Origin of the sequence: Bradyrhizobium iriomotense (assembly GCF_018129405.1) — a bacterium.
GTDB classification, from domain to species: Bacteria; Pseudomonadota; Alphaproteobacteria; order Rhizobiales; family Xanthobacteraceae; genus Bradyrhizobium; species Bradyrhizobium iriomotense_B.
Map to the genome: position 1 here is coordinate 340,001 of NZ_JAFCLP010000003.1, position 17,589 is coordinate 357,589.

General features: G+C 62.6%; 10 protein-coding genes, 2 tRNA genes, 2 rRNA genes and 1 riboswitch (1 of these 15 running past the window's edge). Of the genes, 6 read left to right on the top strand and 8 right to left on the bottom strand.

Going from position 1 to position 17,589, the window contains the following annotated elements; all coding sequences use genetic code 11:
* From JQ592_RS10720 to JQ592_RS10735, 4 genes are all read right to left on the bottom strand, one after another.
* A 23S ribosomal RNA gene (locus tag JQ592_RS10720) occupies positions 1-1,139 on the bottom strand (it extends 1,707 nt beyond the left edge of the window).
* A 406-nt stretch (positions 1,140-1,545) separates the two neighbouring features.
* Positions 1,546-1,621 (bottom strand) — tRNA-Ala (locus JQ592_RS10725).
* Positions 1,622-1,654: 33 nt separating this feature from the next.
* A tRNA-Ile gene (locus tag JQ592_RS10730) sits at positions 1,655-1,731 on the bottom strand.
* Between the two features lie 190 nt (positions 1,732-1,921).
* A 16S ribosomal RNA gene (locus JQ592_RS10735) occupies positions 1,922-3,410 on the bottom strand.
* The 16S and 23S rRNA genes sit together here with 2 tRNA genes alongside, the layout of an rRNA operon.
* Positions 3,411-4,436: 1,026 nt before the next feature.
* Between JQ592_RS10735 and JQ592_RS10740 the strand changes: the two genes are divergently transcribed.
* The 3 genes from JQ592_RS10740 (at position 4,437) to JQ592_RS10750 (ending at position 8,618) form a co-directional block, all read left to right on the top strand.
* Entirely contained in the window at positions 4,437-6,500 is a 2,064-nt protein-coding gene (locus JQ592_RS10740) for a M23 family metallopeptidase (RefSeq protein WP_211402824.1), read from the top strand.
* A gap of 142 nt (positions 6,501-6,642) precedes the next feature.
* The gene (locus tag JQ592_RS10745; RefSeq protein ID WP_211402825.1) at positions 6,643-8,262 is read left to right on the top strand and encodes an SMP-30/gluconolactonase/LRE family protein; all 1,620 of its coding nucleotides are present in this window, start codon (positions 6,643-6,645) and stop codon (positions 8,260-8,262) included.
* Between the two features lie 89 nt (positions 8,263-8,351).
* Entirely contained in the window at positions 8,352-8,618 is a 267-nt protein-coding gene (locus JQ592_RS10750; protein WP_211402826.1) for a hypothetical protein, read from the top strand.
* Positions 8,619-8,704: 86 nt separating this feature from the next.
* Here the strand turns inward: JQ592_RS10750 and clpB are convergent, their stop codons facing one another.
* Positions 8,705-11,344 (bottom strand): ATP-dependent chaperone ClpB, encoded by a 2,640-nt coding sequence (gene clpB / locus JQ592_RS10755; RefSeq protein ID WP_211402827.1) that lies wholly within the window; start codon positions 11,342-11,344, stop codon positions 8,705-8,707.
* Positions 11,345-11,584: 240 nt separating this feature from the next.
* On the opposite strand from clpB, the gene JQ592_RS10760 reads away from it, so the two are divergent.
* Positions 11,585-12,388, top strand: coding sequence for an MOSC domain-containing protein (locus JQ592_RS10760; RefSeq protein ID WP_211402828.1), 804 nt, complete (start codon positions 11,585-11,587; stop codon positions 12,386-12,388).
* Between the two features lie 209 nt (positions 12,389-12,597).
* Here the strand turns inward: JQ592_RS10760 and JQ592_RS10765 are convergent, their stop codons facing one another.
* Positions 12,598-13,257 carry a TIGR02594 family protein gene (locus tag JQ592_RS10765; protein ID WP_211402829.1) on the bottom strand — a complete coding sequence of 220 codons (660 nt, stop codon included), beginning with the start codon at positions 13,255-13,257 and terminating at the stop codon, positions 12,598-12,600.
* 214 nt (positions 13,258-13,471) lie between these two features.
* Between JQ592_RS10765 and JQ592_RS10770 the strand changes: the two genes are divergently transcribed.
* Positions 13,472-14,335 carry an alpha/beta fold hydrolase gene (locus JQ592_RS10770; RefSeq protein WP_211402830.1) on the top strand — a complete coding sequence of 288 codons (864 nt, stop codon included), beginning with the start codon at positions 13,472-13,474 and terminating at the stop codon, positions 14,333-14,335.
* A 121-nt stretch (positions 14,336-14,456) separates the two neighbouring features.
* Here the strand turns inward: JQ592_RS10770 and metW are convergent, their stop codons facing one another.
* Both metW and metX read right to left on the bottom strand, forming a co-directional pair.
* Positions 14,457-15,119 (bottom strand): methionine biosynthesis protein MetW, encoded by a 663-nt coding sequence (metW, locus tag JQ592_RS10775; protein ID WP_018646552.1) that lies wholly within the window; start codon positions 15,117-15,119, stop codon positions 14,457-14,459.
* 1 nt (position 15,120) lies between these two features.
* Positions 15,121-16,323, bottom strand: coding sequence for a homoserine O-acetyltransferase MetX (gene metX / locus JQ592_RS10780; protein WP_211402831.1), 1,203 nt, complete (start codon positions 16,321-16,323; stop codon positions 15,121-15,123).
* Between the two features lie 90 nt (positions 16,324-16,413).
* Positions 16,414-16,493, bottom strand: a riboswitch (SAM riboswitch).
* Between the two features lie 217 nt (positions 16,494-16,710).
* On the opposite strand from metX, the gene JQ592_RS10785 reads away from it, so the two are divergent.
* On the top strand, positions 16,711-17,559 hold the full coding sequence (locus tag JQ592_RS10785) for a chorismate mutase (protein WP_211402832.1): 849 nt from the start codon (positions 16,711-16,713) through the stop codon (positions 17,557-17,559).
* Positions 17,560-17,589 lie beyond the last annotated feature (30 nt).

A 17,589-nucleotide genomic window follows, 5' to 3' on the forward strand; every position in this document is an offset into this window, starting at 1 on the left:
CTCCTGGTTGTTTTGGGATTTCCACATCCTTTCCCACTTAGCCACGAATTAGGGGCCTTAGCTGTAGGTCCGGGTTGTTTCCCTCTCCACGACGGACGTTAGCACCCGCCGTGTGACTCCCGGATAGTACTCTCAGGTATTCGGAGTTTGGTTGGGTTTGGTAAGACGGTAAGTCCCCCTAGCCCATCCAGTGCTCTACCCCCTGAGGTATTCATCCGAGGCGATACCTAAATATCTTTCGCGGAGAACCAGCTATTTCCCAGTTTGATTGGCCTTTCACCCCTAACCACAAGTCATCGGAGCCTTTTTCAACAGGCACCCGTTCGGTCCTCCAGTGAGTGTTACCTCACCTTCAACCTGCTCATGGCTAGATCACTAGGTTTCGGGTCTAATACAACGAACTTGGCGCCCTATTCAGACTCGCTTTCGCTACGCCTTCGCCTATCGGCTTAAGCTTGCTCGTTAAATTAAGTCGCTGGCCCATAATACAAAAGGTACGATGTCACCCAGAACGAATCTTGGGCTCCATCTGTTTGTAGGTGTCCGGTTTCAGGTCTATTTCACTCCCCTCGTCGGGGTGCTTTTCACCTTTCCCTCACGGTACTGGTTCGCTATCGGTCGCTGAGGAGTACTTAGGCTTGGAGGGTGGTCCCCCCGTGTTCAGACAGGATTGCACGTGTCCCGCCTTACTCGTGGATACATCATCGCATTACTCGTACGGGGCTATCACCCTCTGAGGCCCAGCTTTCCTGACTGGTTCCGATTGTCTTTGATGTATCACTGGCCTGGTCCGCGTTCGCTCGCCACTACTAACGGAGTCTCTGTTGATGTCCTTTCCTCCAGGTACTTAGATGTTTCAGTTCCCTGGGTTTGCTTGAAACCTCCTATGTATTCAGAAGTCTCATACCTTCTCTTGATAACCGGAAATCCAAAACCTCGCGGTCATGGTCCCGATCATTTCTGGTCGAACACCAAGACACAAGGTCTTGGAGTTCCGGCTATCGAAGGTGGGTTTCCCCATTCGGAAATCCGCGGATCAAAGCTTCTTCGCAGCTCCCCACGGCTTATCGCAGCGTAGCACGTCCTTCATCGCCTCTCAGCGCCAAGGCATCCACCGAACACCCTTAAGGCACTTGATTGCTCTCATTATCAATGTCCACACACTCGGCAGAATGTTGTCTGCAGAATTGCCTTGCGGCACGCGCCCTCGATGAACGCTATCTGCAGCCGGACATTGACTAGAAAGACCAGCTTGCTTCGTAAGATCGTTCCGATAGCGAGGCGGTCAAGCTTCGCTAAAAGGATCATTTTACAACTCGCTCGTTCTTCAGATGCAGCCTTGTGAGCCACACTTGAAAAGCGTGCGAGCGCCGAAAATGATCCGGAGATAATGAAGGCCCGCGCAACGATATGCTGCACGACCCAACTCGGATCGATCTCCTCTTTACGATGTCAGAAAACACGCAGTTCACTGTCTATCCAGACTAGTGAATGCGAAGTGATGTTTCGCGGACGACGGTACATGACCTCGGTGATCAAACCATCTGGTGGAGCCAGACGGGATCGAACCGACGACCTCATGCTTGCAAAGCACGCGCTCTCCCAGCTGAGCTATGGCCCCGTAACCAGAAGACGAATGCTCACTCGATGTAAGTGGTGGGCCTGGGAAGACTTGAACTTCCGACCTCACGCTTATCAAGCGCGCGCTCTAACCAACTGAGCTACAAGCCCCTAACGCATATCCCGTTAAGGACCCTGGATCCTGCCGTAACAGGCCCAGCGCGTGTTCGTCCGCGAAGAAAGAGAAACGAAGACGGCGAAATCCCGCCAATGCAGCTCAACGATCTGGCGATCTGTTGGCCACTGATGTTTCTAAAACGATCCGATAGTGAGCCGAAGCTCGCTGAAGGATCATCCTTAGAAAGGAGGTGATCCAGCCGCAGGTTCCCCTACGGCTACCTTGTTACGACTTCACCCCAGTCGCTGACCCTACCGTGGCCGGCTGCCTCCCTTGCGGGTTAGCGCACCGTCTTCAGGTAAAACCAACTCCCATGGTGTGACGGGCGGTGTGTACAAGGCCCGGGAACGTATTCACCGTGGCGTGCTGATCCACGATTACTAGCGATTCCAACTTCATGGGCTCGAGTTGCAGAGCCCAATCCGAACTGAGACGGCTTTTTGAGATTTGCTAGGACTTGCGTCTTCGCATCCCATTGTCACCGCCATTGTAGCACGTGTGTAGCCCAGCCCGTAAGGGCCATGAGGACTTGACGTCATCCCCACCTTCCTCGCGGCTTATCACCGGCAGTCTCCTTAGAGTGCTCAACTAAATGGTAGCAACTAAGGACGGGGGTTGCGCTCGTTGCGGGACTTAACCCAACATCTCACGACACGAGCTGACGACAGCCATGCAGCACCTGTGTTCCAGGCTCCGAAGAGAAGGTCACATCTCTGCGACCGGTCCTGGACATGTCAAGGGCTGGTAAGGTTCTGCGCGTTGCGTCGAATTAAACCACATGCTCCACCGCTTGTGCGGGCCCCCGTCAATTCCTTTGAGTTTTAATCTTGCGACCGTACTCCCCAGGCGGAATGCTTAAAGCGTTAGCTGCGCCACTAGTGAGTAAACCCACTAACGGCTGGCATTCATCGTTTACGGCGTGGACTACCAGGGTATCTAATCCTGTTTGCTCCCCACGCTTTCGTGCCTCAGCGTCAGTATCGGGCCAGTGAGCCGCCTTCGCCACTGGTGTTCTTGCGAATATCTACGAATTTCACCTCTACACTCGCAGTTCCACTCACCTCTCCCGAACTCAAGATCTTCAGTATCAAAGGCAGTTCTGGAGTTGAGCTCCAGGATTTCACCCCTGACTTAAAGACCCGCCTACGCACCCTTTACGCCCAGTGATTCCGAGCAACGCTAGCCCCCTTCGTATTACCGCGGCTGCTGGCACGAAGTTAGCCGGGGCTTATTCTTGCGGTACCGTCATTATCTTCCCGCACAAAAGAGCTTTACAACCCTAGGGCCTTCATCACTCACGCGGCATGGCTGGATCAGGGTTGCCCCCATTGTCCAATATTCCCCACTGCTGCCTCCCGTAGGAGTTTGGGCCGTGTCTCAGTCCCAATGTGGCTGATCATCCTCTCAGACCAGCTACTGATCGTCGCCTTGGTGAGCCATTACCTCACCAACTAGCTAATCAGACGCGGGCCGATCTTTCGGCGATAAATCTTTCCCCGTAAGGGCTTATCCGGTATTAGCACAAGTTTCCCTGTGTTGTTCCGAACCAAAAGGTACGTTCCCACGCGTTACTCACCCGTCTGCCGCTGACGTATTGCTACGCCCGCTCGACTTGCATGTGTTAAGCCTGCCGCCAGCGTTCGCTCTGAGCCAGGATCAAACTCTCAAGTTGGACTTGAACTTTGAACCGGCTGATCACAACGTTTGACGAGGTCCCACCATTTTTCATCGACCGAAATCGACGAGCTGCCTGCGATTCACATCGCGGGCAACGATGGTGTTTCCTTTAAAACGTGTACCGCCGAAGTCTTTCGTCCGGTCTCGATCAGAAAAGCCGAAGCTTTTCAGAAGCGAGACCCGCAAGGACTCCGCCGTCCACGTTTCTCTTTCTTCATCTTCACTTGTCAAACAGCCCGGAACCGGAGAGGTCCCAACCTTCCTGAGAGGAAGGGTTCCGACACCCTTACCGACGATGGATGAACTCCAACCGACTGGTGTCGGCTGTTGTGTTCACTCAACAAGGTGAGGAGCATCAGTGGCGCGTTCGCTCGCCTTGGTCAGTGACCCGGCGGCGCCGCGCTCAGTGGTTGGGGTTATAGGCCCCACCTTCCGGGCTGTCAACGCCAATCGTCAACAAATCGTCGCACAGTGGATCAGCTAAGAAAATCACGCGTTTCCAGACAGTTAGCGGACCGCAGAGCGCACCAGATCGACCGACCCGGCAAAAAAACTGAAAAAAAGTTTGGTCCCCGGCGGCCTCCTAAGGGGCTCCGGAGGGGCCCTGGGGACAGCTTCCGGCGCCCCCCTCCAGGGAGGTCCCGGGGCCCGGCCGTTCAGGAAACTTTTTCCATATTAGGCGCCGTACTTGAGCCACAATCCCGCGGCGTTCTGATAAGAGACAAGCTTGAATCGCGGGATGCCAGTGGGGGCTGCCGGCGATTTTCGTGGGGTCAGAGGAAGGCGATCAGACGATGAAGCGGCCTTCTTCGGACATTCGAGAGACATCGAGAGATCTTTTTCCGCTTAGCTGTTCGTAATTTCGGCCGGCCCGTCATCGGGCCTTCTGACCGCGGACGCCTGTGCGGCTTGCCCATTTCTGCGATGCCCCTCGAAGAGGGCGGTCAGGAAGGGGCTCGAAACCGGGCTCTTGGAATGGGGCTCTTGGAATGCTCTTGGGTCGTTGATTGGGGGACTTAGGTTGAACCACAGGACGTCACGCGGCGCTTATGGGCGTGAGACCGGGATCATCGATCTCGGCCACGAGCCGCCGCTGTCCGTTGATGGTTCGGAAGCTGCCGTCATCGACCGCCGTCGCGTCTCGGTACAATGGTTCAGCGGGACAATTCTGACCGGACTTTGCGGCGCGGCCCTGATCGGCGGCGCCGTTTTCGCGTCGCTCGACGGCGAGATGACCTTCGCCAAGGTTCCGGAACGGGTCGAAGGCGCGCTGCGTGGGGCGTTCGGCGCAGCTGATCGCGCCGCCACACTGCACAAGAGCGATCGCCTGCCGCCCCCCAGCGAATCCACGGCCTCGCGCAACATCATGCGCGTCTCGACGGTCGCCCGCGTCGGCAACCGCGACGTGATGCGGGTGCGCCCCTTCGTCCGGATCGCCGGCAATCTGTCGATGACGACGAGCGATCTGTCGGCGAAGATTCCGCCGTTCAACGCCCAGCGTCTTCTCACCGACGTCGGCTCCGATCCGAAGACGGCATCGGACGATCCGAACAATCCGGAAGCCGTCGAGCCCGACGCCGAGGTCTCCTTCGTGACCAAGGATTTGTCGCCGGTGCTGCCGAAAGCCAAGATTTCCGCGGTGGTGGCGCTCGACGACATCCTGATGCGGGTGCGCGATGCCGCCAACTGGCGCGGCAATGGCGGGGTGCGCTACGCCTCGCTGGCCAATGCCGCCGCCGACGTCTCCGGCGCGACCGGCCCCTCCGACATCAAGATGGCCTACGCCACCGAGGTGTCGCCGTCCGATCCCTATGCCGGCTTCGAGACGCGCGTGGTACCGGAAAACGTCACGCTGCTACCGAAGACCAAGGAACAGATCACCGGCGGCAATCCCAATGGCGAACGCGTCCATCTGGTCAAGAAGGGCGACAGCGTCGGCTCCGTGCTGCGCGACCTCGGCGCCACCGCTGACGAGATCAAGGCGATCACCGCGACGCTCGGCCCGCGCGGCCGCGACGGCGGCCTGAAGGAAGGCGAAAAACTCCGCATCCTGATGGCGCCCGCAAGCCCCGGCGCCCGTCTCCAGCCCTATCGCGTCGTGGTTGCAAACGACACCATGGTGGAAGCCATCGCGGCGCTATCCGATCTCGGCAAATACGTCGCGGTCGACGTCTCCAGCATGAACACCGTCGCGGATACCGCGGCCAACGCCAACAGCGACGACGATGACGACGATGACGGCACTGGCGTCCGGCTCTACCAGAGCATCTACGAGACCGCGATGCGCAACAAGGTGCCGATGCCGGTCATCGAGGACATGATCAAGATCTACTCCTACGACGTCGATTTCCAGCGCAAGGTGCAGCCGGGCGATTCCTTCGACGTCTTCTATGCCGGCGAAGAAGAGGGCGTGACGTCGAGCGAGAAGAACGACGTGCTGTTCGCCTCGCTCACCGTCGGCGGCGAGACCAAGAAATACTACCGCTACCAGAGCCCCGACGACGGCGTCGTCGACTACTATGACGAGACCGGCAAGAGCGCGAAGAAGTTCCTGGTCAGGAAGCCCGTCAACAACGCCATCATGCGCTCCGGCTTCGGCGGCCGCCGCCACCCGATCCTCGGCTTCGTGAAGATGCATACGGGCGTCGACTGGGCCACCGCCTATGGCACGCCGATCTTCGCCTCCGGCAACGGCGTGATCGAAAAGGCCGGCCCCGAAGGCGGTTACGGCAAGTACATCCGCATCAAGCATTCCAACGGCTACGAGACCGCCTACGGCCACATGTCGGCCTTCGCCAAGGGCATGGAGCTCGGCAAGAAGGTGCGGCAGGGCCAGGTGATCGGCTTCGTCGGCTCGAGCGGCATGTCGACCGGTCCGCACGTCCATTACGAGATCCTGGTCAACGGCCGCTTCGTCGACCCGATGCGCGTCAAGCTGCCACGCGGCCGTTCACTGGAAGGTCCGATGCTCGCCGGCTTCGAGAAAGAGCGCGATCGGCTCGACGGCATGATGAGCGGCCGGGGTGCTGCCATCGCCCGCATGTCAGACGCAACCGGCGGGCCGTTGCAGGTCACCAACCGCTAAGTCCGACGCCAACCAACATCATCAAACGCGATCGAACGGAACACTGCGAGGCGCAGCCCGCTTCGCCGCGATACAATTTCAAGTTTCGTTTGCCAAAGCCGCATGACGGGCGAATACTTTCCAAAAAACGGGAGGTCTCGCCATGAAGAACAGGCTCGCCTGCGCGGCCCTGATTGCTGCGGTTTTCTGCATTCCGCGTGTATCCGCAGAGAACTGGGAGGTGAGCAAGCTCGTTCCGGGCTCGGCATTCCATGGCGTGCACGGGCTTGCGATCGACAAGGGCGGCCATTTGTTTGCCGGCAGCGTCGCGGGCGCCGCGCTCTACGAGGTCGATATCGCCGCTGGTACCGCCAAGGTTGCAATCCCCGCCCCGGTCGGAATGGCCGACGACATCGCGTTCGCGCCCGACGGCACCATGGCCTGGACCGGTTTCCTCGCCGGCGATCTCTATGCGCGCAAGGGCGACGGCCCGATCAAGAAGCTGGCTTCCGGCCTTCCCGGTATCAATTCCCTCGCCTTCCGCAAGGACGGCAGGCTCTACGCCACCACCGTCTTTCTCGGCGACACGCTCTATGAGATCGACGTCGAAGGCGTCAAGCCGCCGCGCCAGATCATGGAGAAGATGGGCGGCCTCAACGGCTTCGAATTCGGTCCCGACGACAAGCTCTACGGTCCGCTCTGGTTCAAGGGACAAGTCGCAAAGGTCGACGTCGACAAGGCCGAGCTGACCGTCGTCGCCGACGGCTTCAAGGTCCCGGCCGCGGTGAATTTCGATTCCAAGGGCAACCTCTTTGTGGTCGACACCGCGCTCGGCCAGCTCGTGCGGGTCGATCCCAGGTCGGGCGCCAAGACTGTGGTCGCGCAGCTGCAGCCGTCGCTCGACAACCTCGCGATCGATGACAAGGACCGCATCTACGTCTCCAACATGGCTGACAACGGCATCCAGCAGGTCGATCCCGCGACCGGACAGGCCAGGCAGATCATCATCGGCAAGCTCGCCCTGCCCGGCGGCATCGGTGTCACCTCGGAGAATGGCAGGGACACCATCCACGTCGCCGACGTGTTTGCCTATCGCACGGTGGACGGTGCAACCGCCGAGGTCAGCGAGAAGGCGCGCATGCATGCCGCCGACGTCACGCTCGAATATCCGATGAGCGCGACGGCGAAGGGCAACGACGTGGTCCTGTCGAGCTGGTTCACCGGCACCGTGCAGGTGATCGACGGCAAGACCGGCGCAACGCGCAACATGCTGCACGACTTCAAGGCGCCGCATGACGCCATCGTGCTCGCGGACGGCAGCATCCTGGTGGCCGAGCTCGGCACCAAGTCGCTGGTCCGTGTCAGCGGCGAGCACGGCAAGGATCGCACCACGCTGATTGGCGACCTCGAGGGACCGGTCGGGCTCGTTGGTGGGAAAGCCGACGAGGTCTATATCACCGAGGCCTTTGCAGGCGCCGTGTCCAGGATCGACAGCAACGGCGAGAAGACCGTGCTCGCCAGGGAGTTGAAGATGCCCGAAGGCATCGCGCGAAGCCGCGACGGCAAGCTGATCGTGGCGGAAGTCGGCGCCAAGCGGCTGATCGAGATCGAGCCGGAAACCGGCAAGATCACCGAGATCGCGGCCGATCTCCCGATCGGGCTGACAGGCGCGCCGGGCGGCCTGCCGACGCATATTCCGACGGGGGTGGCGATCGGCGCGAGCGGCGTCATCTACTTCACCTCCGACATCGAGAATGCGATCTACAAGGCGACGAAGAAGTAGCGTCTGCCAGCGGAATCCGGCGCGAGGGAACCGGTCCGCCGGTTCCCCGGTTAGAGGCTAACGGGACCGACCAGCAGGAGGATCGCCCCATGACGCGCCTCTCACGCGACGATGTCATCAAGGCCGTGGACCGGGCCGACGACGTCACCATTGCCCAAATCATCGGGACCGGCGCGACCGTCGAGGAACTTGCCGAAGCCCAAGCCTGGCTCGCCAATGACGAGCCGATGATCAACGATTTGCGACCGCTGGCGCAGGGACGGGTGCGCGAGCTGGTGGATATTCTTTCGGAGCTGGAGGAGGACGACGAGGAGGTTGGACCGGCCGAGCCCGGCTCCACGTCCGCCGTCGGCTAGGACGTCAGCCGGATCCGACGAAAACAATTCGCCCCGGAGAAGCAAACTTCTCCGGGGCGATTTGTCGTTTCAGGCCGCGATGACGCTCAGTTCAGCTTCCGCTTCGACACCGGCGCCTCGAACTGAGCGATCTCGGCGGTCTGCGGCGCCTTGCCGTTGAAGGTCAGCACGTTGCCTTCGGAGGAGATCGCGACCTTGTCGCCGTCCCTGACGTCGCCGGCCAGGATCATCTCGGCGAGCGGATCCTGGAGGTAGCGCTGGATCACCCGCTTCAGCGGCCGTGCGCCGTAGGCGGGGTCCCAGCCCTTGGCAGCTAACCAGTCGCGGCCGGCCGCATCGAGCGCCAGCACGATCTTGCGATCGGTCAAAAGCTTCTGCAGCCGCGCGAACTGGATCTCGACGATCCGGCCCATCTCGCTCTTCTGCAGGCGGTGGAACAGGATGATCTCGTCGACACGGTTGAGGAATTCGGGGCGGAAATGCGCCCGCACCGTTCCCATCACCTGCTCGCGCACGGCGGACGTATCCTCGCCCTCGGGCTGGTTCACCAGGAATTCCGAACCGAGGTTCGAGGTCATGATGATCAGCGTGTTGCGGAAGTCGACGGTGCGACCCTGGCCGTCGGTCAGGCGGCCGTCGTCGAGCACCTGCAGCAGAACATTGAAGACGTCGGGGTGCGCCTTCTCGATCTCGTCGAACAGCACGACCTGGTAGGGCCGGCGCCGCACCGCTTCGGTGAGCGCGCCGCCCTCGTCATAGCCGACATAGCCCGGAGGCGCGCCGATCAGCCGCGAGACCGAGTGCTTCTCCATGTATTCGGACATGTCGAGGCGGACCATCGCGGTCTCGTCGTTGAACAGGTACTCCGCGAGCGCCTTGGTCAGCTCGGTCTTGCCGACGCCGGTGGGCCCTAAGAACATGAACGAGCCGGTGGGGCGGTTCGGGTCCTGCAGGCCCGCACGCGAGCGGCGCACGGCGGTTGCGACCGCACGCACGGCCTCGGCCTGGCCGACGACGCGGGTGCCGAGCTGCTCCTCCATCTTCAGGAGCTTCTCCTTCTCGCCCTCCAGCATCTTGTCGACGGGCACGCCGGTCCACCGCGAGACCACCTGCGCGATGTGGTTGGCGGTGACCGCCTCCTCCATCATCTCGCCGGAGCCTTCACGCGCCTCGATGTCCGCGAGCTTCTTCTCCAGCTCCGGAATGCGGCCATAGGCCAGCTCGCCGGCCTTCTGGAATTCGCCGCGACGCTGCGCATTGGCGAGCTCGACACGAAGGGCGTCGAGTTCGGACTTCAGCTTCTGGGCGTTGGAGAGCTTGTTCTTCTCCGCGCTCCAGCGTGATGTCAGCGCCGCCGACTTCTCTTCCAGCTCAGCCAGCTCCTTCTCGAGCGATTCGAGACGGGTCTTGGAGCCCACATCGCTTTCCTTCTTGAGCGCCTCCTGCTCGATCTTGAGCCGGATGATCTCACGATCCAGCGAATCCAGCTCTTCCGGCTTGGAATCGACCTGCATCTTCAGCCGCGCCGCCGCCTCGTCCATGAGATCGATCGCCTTGTCGGGCAGGAAGCGGTCGGTGATGTAGCGGTTGGACAGCGTCGCGGACGCCACCAGCGCGGAATCGGTGATCCGCACGCCATGGTGCTGCTCGTACTTGTCCTTCAGGCCGCGCAGGATCGAGATGGTGTCCTCGACCGAGGGCTCGCTGACGAAGATCGGCTGAAAGCGCCGCGCCAGTGCCGCATCCTTCTCGACGTGCTTCTGGTACTCGTCGAGCGTGGTCGCGCCGATGCAGTGCAGCTCGCCGCGGGCGAGCGCGGGCTTGAGCAGGTTGGAGGCGTCCATCGCGCCGTCGCCCTTGCCGGCGCCGATCAGCGTGTGCATCTCGTCGATGAAGAGGATGAAGGTGCCTTCGCTTCCGGTCACCTCCTGGAGCACGGCCTTCAGCCGCTCCTCGAACTCGCCGCGGTATTTCGCACCGGCAATCAGTGCGCCGAGGTCGAGCGACAGCAGCTTCTTGTCCTTGAGGCTCTCGGGCACGTCACCGTTGACGATGCGCAGCGCGAGACCTTCCGCGATGGCGGTCTTGCCGACGCCGGGCTCGCCGATGAGCACGGGATTGTTCTTGGTCCGGCGCGAGAGCACCTGGATGGTGCGGCGGATCTCCTCGTCGCGGCCGATGACCGGGTCGAGCTTGCCGTCGCGCGCAGCCTGGGTCAGGTCGCGGGCATATTTCTTCAGCGCGTCGTAGGCGTTCTCGGCGGTCGCGGAATCCGCGGTCCGGCCCTTGCGCAGCGCCTCGATCGCCGCATTGAGGTTTTGCGGGGTGACGCCGCCCTTGCTCAGGATCGCACCCGCCTCGCTGGTCTTCTCCAGCGTGAGGCCGAGCAGCAGCCGCTCGACGGTGACGAAGCTGTCACCGGCCTTCTCGCCGGCCTTTTCGGCCGCATCAAAAGTGCGGGCGAGCTCGGGCGCGAGATAAATCTGGCCGGCACCGCCGCCGGAGACCTTCGGCACCTTGTTGAGGGCCTCCTCGGTCGCCTTCAGGATCGCGCGGGAGTTGCCGCCGGCGCGGTCGATCAGGCCGGCCGCGAGCCCCTCATTGTCGTCCAGCAGCACTTTGAGGACGTGCAGGGTGGAAAACTGCTGGTGCCCCTCGCGCACTGCGAGCGACTGCGCGGACTGGATGAAGCCCCTGGAGCGTTCGGTATATTTGTCGATATTCATGTCTTTTCTATCCCTCGGCCTGCCCCTGGGGCCCCTAAGGCACCCCAAACGGCATCTTCATTGGGTTTCCGATTACCGCATTGACGTTTCTCAACCGGTAACGGTCGTCGTGGACCGGCGTGGCCGCCGGCCTGAGGCAGATGTGGGAAGCGGGTTGCGGATGCGAAAGAGGCGACTTCACAATTTCGTGCGCTGATCCGCCGGCTTGGCGGAGCTGCGTCGAATCCCCTAAGTAGCGGCATGACCCTTAGTGCAAAGTCAGCCAGCCAGACCGCCGAGATCACCGGCCTCTACCGCTACCCGATCAAGGGCCTGACACCGGAGCCACTGCCCCGCGTCCCCTTGCGGCGAGGGGAGACGCTGCCCGCCGACCGCCGCTACGCCATCGAGAACGGCCCGAGCGGCTTCGACCCCGATGCGCCCGAATGGAAGCCGAAAATCCTGTTTCTGATGTTGGCGCGCAATGAGCGCCTGGCCTCGCTCGACAGCCGCTTCGAGGACGCGACCAACCGCCTGACCATCCGCAAGGACGGCCAGATCGTCGCCAGCGGCGATCTCGAGACCGCGGCGGGGCGCTCCGCCATCGAGAGCTATTTCGCCGAGAACTTCCAGCCGGAGTTGAAGGGCCCGCCAAAAGTCCTGTCCGGCCGCGACCACAGCTTTTCCGACGTCGCCCGCAAGGTCGTGTCCATCATCAATCTCGACAGCGTCCGCGCCATCGAGGCCATGCTCGGCGGCACCGCCGTGCATCCGCTGCGCTTCCGCGCCAATCTCTACGTGAACGGCTGGCCGGCCTGGTCCGAGCTCGACCTCGTCGGCCAGACGCTCGCGATCGGCGAGGCCCGGCTGAAAGTCGTCAAGCGCATCGTCCGCTGCCCGGCCACCAATGTCGATCCCGTGACCGCCAAGCGCGATCTCGAGATCCCACCGACGCTCTCGCGCCATCTCGGCCATATGGACTGCGGTATCTATGCCGAGGTGATCGCCGATGGCGAGATCGGCGTCGGCGATGCGGTTGCGGTGGAGCAGCCGCGATTGGTGTGAGCCCTCTCTCGTCGTCCCGGACAAGCGCGCCCTAAGCGCGCGCCGATCCGGGACCCATAGCCACAGGGAGTGGTTTGGCGAAGACTCGTGGTCACCGGCTCGCGCGACGACACGCGCCTGTGGTTATGGGTCCCGGATCCGCGCTAACGCTTGCCCGGGACGACAACCTCACATGACGCGAGGGTCCACCCACCCCACGCACCGTCACCTCAATTCGGCATCACATAGGCATAGATCCGGCCGCGCGAGACCGGCGCCTCGCGGACGCGGTTGCCGTTGTTGCCGGAAATCATGATCGGATTGCCCTGCGCATCCATGCCGGTGATGATGCCGACATGGCCGCCGCGGCGACCGCGCGACATCACCGCGATGGCGCCGACCTGCGGGCCGGAGACGCGCGTGCCGTAATGCGCGAACGAGCTGGCCATGTCGGAGCCGGTGCCACGGTGGCCGCTGTGCTCCAGCACCATGTTCATGAAGCGCGCGCACCACAGGCTGCCGCGCCCGGTCGGATTGCCGCCGAGATAGCGGCGCGCCTCGGACACGAGGCCCGATCCGCCGCCGAAGCCGCCGCTCGCAGCCATGCCGTTATTGCCGATGCCGACGCTGTTGGCGTTCGGATCGTAGCTGGCCTGGGTGTCGGCGAAGCCGCTCGCCCGCAACTGCGCCGCGCTGCGCTCGAAGCGCGAGCTGCGTGCATGATGGCGGGAGTGATGATGTCTGGCATGGTGCACGTAAGTGTGCCGCTCTGCGCTATGACGATGATGCGGCCGCGCCGAGGCCGGAGAAACGAATGCGGCGACCGCCGCGAAGAAGACCGCCAGCGCGACAACACAACGCGACAGGCGAAACGCAAACAACTCAAACATTCTTCATCCTTGGTTGACACCCCACTTCCCGTCGGCCCGTGCAATGGCCGACATCCGCCGGGGCGTAAAGCTTCCGGATGTGGCGAGAAAAAGACGCAACGTCGGCGAATGGCTGCGATGATTTTGTGTTGGTGCTGGTGCGATGCTGCCGCATTGCGGACATCAGCATTAACTGCGATCCTGCAAAGGCGGCTCGAAGAGAGGGAAACAGTTAATGCCCCACGCCACGACCTGGGATGACGTCCGCATCTATTTCGAAGAGGCGGGTCAGGGAACGCCGATTATTTTTCTGCACGAGTTCGCGGCCGACTACTCCAATTGGGAGCCGCAGATGCGCTACTTCTCGCGCGGCCACCGCTGCATCACCTATTCGGCGCGCGGCTATACGCCGTCGGACGTGCCTGATGGCGATGTCTACACCTACACGCATTTCTATACCGACGCGCTCGCCGTGCTCGATCATCTCAAGATCGAGCGCGCGCATCTCGTCGGGCTCTCGATGGGCGCCTACTCCTCGCTCCAGATCGGATTGAACGCGCCGCATCGCGCGCTGTCGATGACGCTGGCCGGCGTCGGCTCTGGCTCGGAGCTCGAAAGTCTCGACAATTGGCGCAAGCAGTGCCGTGCCAATGCCGAGCAGTTCGAGTCGCTGGGCTCAGCCGAGGTCGCCAAGGTCACGCGCGAGGCGCCGAGCCGGATTCCCTTCCTGGTGAAAGATCCGCGCGGCCACGCCGATTTCTACGCCGCGCTGGCGCGGCACGATGCGAAGGGTTCGGCCAACACGATGCGCGGCTTCCAGGGCGGCCGCCCGTCGATCTACACGATGGCGGATGCGATCGCGAAGGTGGCAACGCCCGCGCTGATCATCTGCGGCGATGAGGACGATCCTTGCGTCGGTCCGAGCCTGTTCCTGAAGAAGCATCTGCCGGCCGCAGGGCTCGCGATGTTTCCGAAATCGGGCCATGTGCTCAATCTCGAGGAGCCCGCGCTGTTCAACGAGAGCGTGGAGCGGTTCGTGACGCTGGTGGAAGCCGGCCGCTGGCCGGTGCGCGATCCCAGGTCGCTGGCTGCGCATTAGAGCGAAGGCGTAGCCAAACGCTCCGTCTCGTAGCCCGGATGGAGCGCAGCGTAATCCGGGATTCTCGAGCGCGGCACGACCTGCCCCGGATTGCGCTGCGCTCCATCCGGGCTACGGAGAGCTATTTCCCCCCACCCCGACTGAGCAGAAACACGCCCTGTTCGCCGAACATGTTCCACACCCACCAGGGCAGGTTCAGCGGCACCGGGCGACCGTAGAGATCGAGTGCCACCGAGCGCTCCATCTTGACGTTGATCGCGTCGCAGAGCTCGACGAAATCCTTGATGGTGCAGAAGTGGATATTGGCGGTGTCGTACCAGGTCGCGGGCAAATTCTCCGTGCGCGGCATGTGGCCGCCGATCAGGAGCTGCAGCCGCATCTTCCAGAAGCCGAAATTCGGGAACGACACGATGGCGCGGTGGCCGATGCGCAGCAGGTTCTCCAGCACGACCTTCGGCTGCCGCGTCGCCTGCAGCGTCTGCGACAGGATCACATAGTCGAAGGCATCGTCGGGATAGTTGACGAGGTCGGTATCGGCGTCGCCCTGCACCACCGCGAGGCCCTTGGCGACGCAGCGGTTGACGCCCTCGCGCGACAGCTCGATGCCGCGGCCGTCGATGCCGCGGGCCTCGAGCAGCTGAAGCAGGTCGCCGTCGCCGCAGCCGACGTCGAGCACTTTCGAGCCTGGCTTGACCATCTCGGCCACCAGCAGATGGTCGGCGCGAACCTGGCCGGACTGCCCGGCCGCAACGCCGCCCAGCGGCAGCACTTCCTGCACTGACATCCTAGCCACCCCCGCTGTTCAGTCCGCGTGCCTTGCCGGCCGATTGCAGGAAGGCGCGGGAGATATCGAAGAACTCGGGCACGTCGAGCAGGAAGGCATCGTGGCCGCGATCGGTCTCGATCTCGGCGAACGACACCCGCGCGCTCGAGGCGTTCAGCGCATGCACCAGCGCGCGCGATTCCGAGGTCGGAAACAGCCAGTCGCTGGTGAAGGAGACGACGCAGAAGCGGGTCTTAATGCCTGCGAACGCCTTCGCCAGCACGCCGCCATGGTCGGCGGCGATGTCGAAATAGTCCATCGCGCGCGTCAAATAGAGATAGGCGTTGGCGTCGAAGCGCTCGACGAAGGACGAGCCCTGGTAGCGCAGATAGGACTCGACCTGGAAGTCGGCATCGAACGAGAAGGTCGGCAAATCGCGATCCTGCATGCGCCGGCCGAACTTGCGATGCAGCGCGGCGTCCGAGAGATAGGTGATGTGCGCCGCCATGCGCGCCACCGCGAGGCCGCGATGCGGATGGATGCCGCGATCGGCATAGCCGCCATTGTGCCAGTCGGGATCGGCCATCACGGCCTGGCGGCCGAGCTCGTGGAAGGCGATGTTCTGCGCCGAGTGCCGCGTCGAGCAGGCGATCGCCAGCGCGGAGAACACGCGCTCGGGATAGGCCGCGGTCCATTGCAGCACCTGCATGCCGCCCATCGAGCCGCCGACGACGGCGAACAGCGTGTCGATGCCGAGCCGGTCGATCAGCATCGCCTGCGCGCGCACCATGTCCGGAATGGTGATGACGGGGAATTTCAGGCCCCACACCTTGCCGGTGGCGGGATTGATCGAGGCGGGGCCGGTCGAGCCCATGCAGCCGCCGATCACGTTGGAGCAGATGATGAAGTACCTGTCGGGATCGAGCGGCCGGCCCGGGCCGACCAGGGTCTCCCACCAGCCCGGCTTGCCGGTGACGGGATGCACATTGGCGACGTGCTGATCGCCGGTCAGCGCATGACAGATCAGGATCGCGTTGGAGCGATCGGCGTTGAGCTCGCCATAGGTCTGGTAGGCGATCTGGAACGGGGTGAGATCGACGCCGCAATCGAGCGGCAACGGCTGCTCGGTGCCGAAATGCGCGATGAGCGAGCTCGGATGATCAACCTCATGCGACCGATCGTCGGCACTGATCGCAGGGCTCGGAATCGACTTGACGCCAACCATCTGACCATCGACCTCGTTTGCGATCGGACTTCGGACCGCATTGACATCAGGCCATGAAAAACCCGGCCTGAACGATAGGTTCGGCCGGGATCGGAAGCGTCCCCGGCCTGTTTAGCGAGTTTTTTAACGTGGCTGCAAGCCGGCCGGCTCAAATGACCACGGAACAGGCAAAAACCTACCGGCTTGGGCGGTTTTCGTCAAGTCGCGGTCCGGATCAGCCAAATTCGTCCCTGCCTCGCCGGCCCAACAGGCCTAATTTCCCTTTGCATTTCTCTTTGCTTTCGTCGCCCTGACTGCCTAATCAGGACGTTGATCGCAGCGGATCGGACCTTACCAGTCTCTTTGGCCGGCCCGCATTGGAACGCCTCTCAACAACCACCGCCAGATATGTCCCAACGTCCGCCCGCGCCACCATCATTGCAGGAATTGCGCAAGGAGATCGATGCGATCGACGAGGCAATGCATCGCCTGCTGATGCAGCGCGGCGACATCATCGACCGCCTGATCCAGGTGAAGCAGACCCAGGAGGTCGGCTCGGCCTTCCGCCCGGCGCGCGAGGCCTCCATGATGCGCGAGATCGTGCAGCGTCATCGCGGCATCCTACCGCTCGACACCGTCGAGAGCATCTGGCGCGTCATCATATCGACCTTCACCTATGTGCAGGCGCCGTTCTCCGTGCATGCCGACATCTCGGTGAGCGAGCCCGCGATGCGCGATTCCGTCCGCTTCCATTTTGGCTTTACGGTGCCGTATGTCGCGCATTTCAGCGCGCAGGCTGCGGTCGAGGCGGTGGCGAAGTCCAAGGGCGATCTGGCCCTGGTCTCGGCGACCTCCAGCCGCACACCGTGGTGGCTGGAGCTGGAGGCAGAAGGCGCACCGAAGATCATCGCACGGATGCCCTTCGTCGAGCGCGCCGACCATCCGGCCGCGCTGCCCGTGTTCGCGATCTCGCGCGTCGCCGACAGCGCCCTGGTGACGGAGGTCGAGACCTTCAGCGTTCGCGTGTCGGGGTGGAATGCCGAGGTCGCGCGCACCCTGTCGCCGCTCGCCGACATCGTGGCGGTGCCCGATACCGCCTTCGACGGCGCGGCGCTGCTGGTCTCGGTCACGGCTGCGAGCAGCATCGACAAAATCAAGGCTGCCCTGATCGAGGCGGGGGCCTCGGTGCGCTCCACGGCCCTCGTCGGCAGCCACGCAACGCGCTATACGGTGGCCCCGACCGGGTCGAAATCGTAAATCGCGTACCGCCTAAAGCCTATCCGGAGT